Raw genomic sequence first — 6551 nt, 5'->3', positions numbered from 1 at the left:
AAGGAAATGGCGCAGTAGCGGCGCCACCACAGAACGCTGCCATAGAACCATAAGCCCGGCCTCGCGCCGGGCTTTTTCATGGAGGCCGACGGGCAGGATATTCCGCCGCGACAAAACCGGAGATTCCAGCGTTTTTATCGCGCCATGGAAGCGGGCCGCCACCCAGCGCGGCTGAAAATCGACGCGAAGGGAAGGGCAATTGAGGGCTGGCTGTCGCACGGGAAAAGCAACGGCCGCGGCCGGCGGCGCACGCCCGTCGGTTGAAGCGGTAGCTTGTCCACAATTCCGGCGGTGCTGGCATTTGCTTCGGCGCCGCCGGGGTCCAAAATCAAAATCGCGACTCATCAAGGGAGCGAGCGCATGCGCAACAGGGCGGAAGCAAATGCCGATGTTGAGGCGCGGATTGCTCAAATCGAGCAGATGACGTTAGACCAGATCGCGACGTTTCAGGGCAGGATGCTGTCCGATATGACGACCGGTAGAATTGCGCCAAGAGAAGCCCGCGCCATAGATCGCGCTCTCAGAAAACGTTTGAAAATGATTGAGCAGGGACTGCGCGAGGGCGGCTGAGGCGCGAGGGCCGCGGTCCGAAGTTGAATGTCTCAGGCCCGCCGGTTCGCGCCGGCGCGCTCTCGTATCTGGGTGCACTGCGGAATTAAAAGTCCGAATAATGGAACTTTAAATGTAGGTAAATCCCGTCATAATGTGGAATAACTATTATGAGCCTGGGGCAGGCCGATATCACGGGGGTGGTTACCCATGCGCTATGCCGAGCGTTTTGAGCTGCTGAATATTGAAGAGTTGAGGAATCTCCACACTATGATTTCGCAAGCTCTTCATCAAAAAATCGAACGCCAGAAACTGTGGTTGGAAGATCGCCTGAACAGGTTGCACGGTTCGAATTCGAACCGTCGGCCGTACCCATCAGTCTTGCCCCAGTATCGAAATTCCGACTATCCCTACGAAACTTGGGCAGGCCGCGGAAAGCAGCCACGATGGCTGGTTGCGCAGTTGAGCGCCGGACGAGCACTAGACGATTTCAGGATTCAGGTGGAGCGGGTCAGAAGCTGATAAGACGCGCAAGATCGGAAGTCGCGCCGCTTTCGACGCCGTCCGCATCTGCGCGGATTCGCGACCCATATCATCCTTGCTTCGGCTTCGCGCACCCGTCTTTTAAGCTCGCGCAGTTCATCAATCTGTCGGGCGATGTGTCGGGATCTTTGGGCGAGGGCCCAAGCAGAAATTAAACTACTCATACTTACCCCAAAAGTCACAATAAAAAATCGGTTAATCATTGGCTCAATAAAAGAAAGATTTCAAATCACAATTAAACCAGCTCCCTGAAATCATATGGGGCTGTCGCTCTGTCCATTTGTCGATTTACGCCTATTCCGTTCCTCGCTAGCCTATCCGTATTGCAAATCCGAAATTTGATTGAGGGGTAGCGTTGTGTCGAGTGCGATTGAGTTGATTGTTGACGGCTACGCGAGACTTAAGGACCGCCAGTCGCTCGAGGAGCTAAGGATGCATCGCCGGCGACTTGCCGTCGACCTGAAGGCCAGGACAGGTTTCGACTGTCGGTGGTCCATTGCGCAGGTCGAGCAGGATATTGCGGTCATAGAAGCCGGGTTGGAAACGCTTTCGAGCCCTGCGGATAGAGGGCAGCTACCGTCACAGCCAATCCGTCGGTTCGCGGCACGCGCCTAATTTGCTTACGCCACTGCGAACGCTCGTGTTCTGCGGCCCTCCACGATGATGTACTGTTACCCGTCGAACGTTGGCTTCCCTAAGAGTTCAATGAAACGCCACCGGTTCAAGCAGGATATCCTGGAGCTTGCATCGCACCAGCAACAGTGCGCAAAGGTAGTTGTGCTTGACCTTTTGCCGCTGGCACTGATCGCCTTCGCTCTCTTCGAAAGAGCATTTTATTGATTTAGCCCCTTCGTCATTGCGTGTTTCGGCCGCGACAAACTCGGCGTTTCCGGCGGATTTATCGCGGCAACGGACGCACCCGCTACCCACCTCCAGCGCCACTGACAATCGACGCGAAGGGATTAGGGGACAGGGTTATCGCGCTCAAATTCGGCATGTCGGGCGTTGAACCATAGCTGGAATACGATCGCCTAATTCGAACCGGGCACGATAGCAAAGGCAACGCTGGCCGCCCGAAATCGGCTCAACCGATCCGGATTCGCCTTAAGGATTTGCTTCAACCGAAGCTCGGCATCGGTCTCTTCCAGCATAACAACAGTCGTAACGCGCCTGTAAGGCCCTGCCAAGACGCCAGCCATTCAAGGCCCGCCGGTCAAGCCGGCGGGCCTTCTCTATTGCTCTATTGCGGCTCTCTCAGGCGACCAGTTTAATGGTTGGCTCCATTGGGAGGATTGCAATGCACAAAATGATCACGGTAGTCGCAATGACTGCTGCTCTTGCAGTTGCAGCGTGTGGCAGAGATCCAGGACCGCAAGGCCCAGCTGGCCCACAGGGCGCGCAAGGAATTCAGGGCGTGCCAGGTCCCCAGGGGCCGGCCGGCGCGCAAGGACCGCAGGGCCCGAAGGGCGACCCAGCGTCGATCAATATCCGCGCGGTACAGGCTGATGGCGCGGTCAATTGCGACAGCAACGAAACGCTGGTGTCCGTGTTCTGCCCAACCGGGGGAGCGGCGGACGGCCCGAAGTGCGGGACCTCGCCGACGGTGGGCTTGTGTTTGAAGAAATAAGCGGTCGTTGCAGAACGAGCGCTTTGCTGGCGCGACCTAATCGAGATTGGCGACACCGATCGTAATCTACAGTCCAAACTTCCCGCCGGCTCGCAAGGTCGGCCGGATTTTTTAAACGTCGCTTGCCTTGGAACAGTTGCGGCGGTGGCTGCAGCGCGTCCGTGATTTCGCGCTGGCGGGCTGTTTCCCGAAAATTAACCAATCATGAACCATGATTTGACGGCCGGTTCGGGTGGATCTCCGTTAGGTGAGCCGTGGGCATCCAGGCGACGATATGGCAGGCGCTGTTGGTGGCCGTTGTTGGTCCACTCGTCTCTGCTTGCGCGACTTCTGATCCAGCGACATCAACGGTTCGATCAGGCGCGCCATGGGCGCGGGACCTCAATGAGCCACCCCCAATTCGAGAGCCGACAAATGCTGCGCAGATAAAGGCAGATCTGACTGCGGCGCGCGAGAGAGCATTGCGCTAGCGCGATGATGTACTCGCCGGGATCGCGCAACGTGACCAGCTTGCGGCCGTCTACCTTTCGGCTCCTCGAAAGGCCGCCCCCAGCCTCGTTCGGTCATTCGCTGCGCAATGTTTGCTGTTCCTGTGGGGAACGGTATCGCCAATGTGCGGAAACGAACAGAACGGCGCTCCGAGCTGTGAGCAATCTCGCAGTCGCTTGGCCTCCGGTCCAAGCCTCCAAACGGCCCCGGCCACCCACCTGACCCTCGGCCGGGGCCGTCACTGCCCCGCTATCGATATCCCATGGCCGCGACGGGCGGCCCCTCCCAATTGAAGTCCGGCCGGACATCTGCGCCGCGCTGTCCGCAGGATTTGCATACGAAGCGCGGCTCGATGTCGGACACGCGCACCTCATCGGGCCAGTGGTCAGGGCAACGCTGTGGCTGCATCGGTAGTCGGCGCAATACACCAGGACGCCGCGCACTCCGATTTCGCGCATCTCGGCCATGGTGATCTTGACCGGCGGGCCGTCGGCATAGGTAGGCGTGTGGCGGCGGACAGGGCGAGGGTGTCTCACTGCGGCTGACAAGAGCGATCTTGATCGGTAGGCTGGTCTTCTACATCCAGCTTACCGGTTTTGATGATGAGGGTGTTGGCGGTCGTCGCCTTGCTAATACTGCCAACCAATCCGCTCCGCGCCGGGGCCACCATCGTGGGTGCCGGCTCGCAGTCGTGCTCGRCTTGGACGAACAGAACCAAGAATGCGGTAGTAAAGGGCGCTTTCGAATCCTGGGTTGTAGGTTTCATCAGTGGCCTGAATGTTAGCGGCGATAGAGAAATCGTCGGAGGCGGTGATTTTACAGCGATAATTGCTTGGATGGACCAGCGCTGTCGATCTCGTCCGACCGACCAAATTGGAATCGCAGCCCTAGATCTCGCGATGGAATTAGCTGGCAACGCAGCGAAGCGCTGACCGCCAGTTCACGTTGATGGGCCTCTCTATTGCGGTACTTTCCCACGACTGCCAGAGTGGCCCGCCCAGGTGGCGAGCCGATTGTCGTACAAATGGCTAGTAGACACCACATGCCAAGCGACAGGACTGAGTAGCCATTTGAAGCGAGCGACACCCAGAACGGTTCAGGAGGCCCGCGCGAACGCGCGGGCAGCCGAACTAGCCCCGGTTATCAAAGCTCTCCAGAAGTCCGGTGCCACGTCCTTGGGGGCGCTTGCAAAGAAACTCAACGAGACCCGCGTTCCTACGCCAACCGGGCGAGGCAGATGGTCCTGGACGCAAGTCTGGCGGCTCCTCAAGCGCCTGCGTCAGATCTCACATGAGATTTGAGCAGTTGTTGAAATCTGGAAGGCGCCAGCCGGGAACGCGCGCGAGCTACCGTGCATCGCGGTGTGGAAAAGCTTGCTACTTGCAGCCGGTCACCACCAGCGCCCCTCCGATCGCAATCTAGTCGCCGTCAGAGCGCGGCGGACCGGCCAGCGACATCGAGAGCCAGCCAGATCAACACGATCACGAACAGCGCGCCGAGCACGGCCGCCCACAGCTTCAGATTTGACACGAATGTCGGTCGTGCTCGCTTCCGGTTCGCGATGATCTTTGCGACCTGGGCGACCCGCGAAATTGAGCGAACTCGGCGGCGCTGACAAGGCCCGCCGGTTCACGCTGGCGGGCCTAGCACTCCCGGCGCTCTAATCCGCAATTGGACCGGCAGCCGGGAGCATCGGGGCTGGAAGGCAAGTCCGTGCCATGTTCGCCCCTTAACGACAATGGATAAAACAGCGGACTCCGGTAGTTCTCCGGACTCCATTTTCGGAACGGGGTGTTCTACTGAGAGAACACCGGCGAGATTTGAGTACCAACCAATTTGTAGTTATCCGGGAATGCCGCAGTGGGGGCTGGAACCACGCTGCGGTTTTTCCCATTGGACCACGCGTCACAGGGTTGAGGCTGGCAAGCCCACCACATCGTACTCGAAGGCCACGCCCTCTGGATCGTTTTCATCGAACCAGACCTTGGTAACTTCCTCAGTAGCGATCACCATCAGCTCTTTGCCTTGGTCGCATCGAGTAACGTCACCAGCTTGCGGCCGCCGACCTCGATTGGCTCCTCGAACGGCCGCCCCCAACCCTTGGTCATTGCGTGTTTCGGTACCCCATGATTGCGAGCTGCGGGTTGCCTCGGTCGAAGTCTGGCCGAACCTCGGCGCCGCGACTACCGCAACCGCGACAGACGAACCGCGGCTCGAGATCGGAGAGCCTTACGCGGTCAGGCCAAAGGTCAGCGTCCAGAGCGACATGATGACCACAATGGCCATAGACCAGGATGTCGCGCACGCCCATCTCTCGCATCTCGCCGAAGGTGATCTTGACCGGCCGGCCGTCGGTGTGTGTGGGCGTATGGCGGCGGGCAGGGCGGGGCATGTCGCCATCGAAACGCGGCGCAAGCCAGAGTCAAATTGTCGATTAGTGGTGGCTCAGAACGCGCGCGGGCTACTGCCGGTCGGGGATGTGGAAAACAGGCGCGCGCATTATCATCATCACGATATCGACCAGCTCGCGCGCATGGAGCGGCACAGAGTGGCGGCCACCAACCTAGCGCCGCGGATAATGGGGACGGTGTCTCATTAGGGGTACTGGCTGAGATGGGCCACCCGCAGATGAGGAACAGGCCACTAGCTTGCGCGTTCCGGGTTTGGCCACCATATCGCTACCACAATAAAAATGCGGGGGGAGGTACGCGTGCTAGATGGCTTTTACAAAGCTCGCTTCTCGAAATCGGATGGCGAGACTATTTTGGGTTTAATAACACTAGCCAACGGTAAGCTGTTTGGTGGCAACAGCGATTTCATGCTTTTCGGCAGCTATAGTCAGAATGGATACGACCTGTCTGCTGATGTTCAAATCAGCCAACTATCTTTTGATCGGGCAGCGGGGATATTCAGGGAAGGCGGAAGCCTCAACCTTATTGGCAGAGGCGGATTTCAGAACATCATTTGCGAATGTCATTCGCCCCAATCGCCCACTGACCCAATGCAGGCGGTTCTTGAGCGAGTGTCATTCTGATCGCCCGGCTTGCGGGCGCTGGCCAATCAACGAAAAGCCCGGCCCCGCGCCGGGCTTTTTCATGGAGGCCGACGGGCAGGATATTCCACCGCGACAAAACCGGAGATTCCAGCGTTTTTATCGCGCCATGGAAGCGGGCCGCCACCCAGCGCGGCTGAAAATCGACGCGAAGGGAAGGGCAAATAAGGGCCGTCTGTCGCACGCTGGCGCGGCTGAACAGCGCCTGCCACGGTGAAGTCTAACTCCGTTATCAGGATCTCACCTGCGATCGGAGCCCGGTCGCTAAACCTTCAAGTCAACTCCCGCCGG

General features: G+C 58.8%; 7 protein-coding genes. 5 read left to right on the top strand and 2 right to left on the bottom strand.

The annotated features are described in order from the left end of the window. On the bottom strand, nucleotides 1-219 hold a 219-nt coding region (locus AB4Z51_RS43770; protein ID WP_441499659.1), incomplete at its 3' end, for a hypothetical protein. A 54-nt stretch (nucleotides 220-273) separates the two neighbouring features. On the opposite strand from AB4Z51_RS43770, the gene AB4Z51_RS43765 reads away from it, so the two are divergent. The 3 genes from AB4Z51_RS43765 to AB4Z51_RS43755 all read left to right on the top strand — a co-directional run bounded on the left by AB4Z51_RS43765 (nucleotide 274) and on the right by AB4Z51_RS43755 (nucleotide 1707). Further along, nucleotides 274-570 (top strand): hypothetical protein, encoded by a 297-nt coding sequence (locus tag AB4Z51_RS43765; RefSeq protein WP_135217250.1) that lies wholly within the window; start codon nucleotides 274-276, stop codon nucleotides 568-570. A 189-nt stretch (nucleotides 571-759) separates the two neighbouring features. Next, nucleotides 760-1071 carry an H-NS histone family protein gene (locus AB4Z51_RS43760; protein WP_135217251.1) on the top strand — a complete coding sequence of 104 codons (312 nt, stop codon included), beginning with the start codon at nucleotides 760-762 and terminating at the stop codon, nucleotides 1069-1071. Nucleotides 1072-1449: 378 nt separating this feature from the next. After that, nucleotides 1450-1707 (top strand): hypothetical protein, encoded by a 258-nt coding sequence (locus AB4Z51_RS43755; RefSeq protein ID WP_135217252.1) that lies wholly within the window; start codon nucleotides 1450-1452, stop codon nucleotides 1705-1707. Nucleotides 1708-1794: 87 nt separating this feature from the next. Here AB4Z51_RS43755 and AB4Z51_RS43750 read toward each other — a convergent pair whose 3' ends face one another. Then, nucleotides 1795-2034, bottom strand: coding sequence for a hypothetical protein (locus AB4Z51_RS43750; protein ID WP_441499658.1), 240 nt, complete (start codon nucleotides 2032-2034; stop codon nucleotides 1795-1797). 3440 nt (nucleotides 2035-5474) lie between these two features. On the opposite strand from AB4Z51_RS43750, the gene AB4Z51_RS43745 reads away from it, so the two are divergent. Both AB4Z51_RS43745 and AB4Z51_RS43740 read left to right on the top strand, forming a co-directional pair. Next, complete coding sequence (locus tag AB4Z51_RS43745; RefSeq protein WP_167768347.1) at nucleotides 5475-5807, top strand: hypothetical protein; 333 nt, start codon at nucleotides 5475-5477, stop codon at nucleotides 5805-5807. Between the two features lie 265 nt (nucleotides 5808-6072). Then, complete coding sequence (locus tag AB4Z51_RS43740) at nucleotides 6073-6477, top strand: hypothetical protein (RefSeq protein WP_441499657.1); 405 nt, start codon at nucleotides 6073-6075, stop codon at nucleotides 6475-6477. Nucleotides 6478-6551 lie beyond the last annotated feature (74 nt).

The sequence above is a fragment of the Bradyrhizobium sp. 2TAF36 genome (genome assembly GCF_052114925.1).
GTDB lineage: Bacteria > Pseudomonadota > Alphaproteobacteria > Rhizobiales > Xanthobacteraceae > Bradyrhizobium > Bradyrhizobium barranii.
The sequence above is the reverse complement of the archived record's forward strand: the minus strand, read 5'-3'. Positions and strand labels throughout refer to the sequence as shown.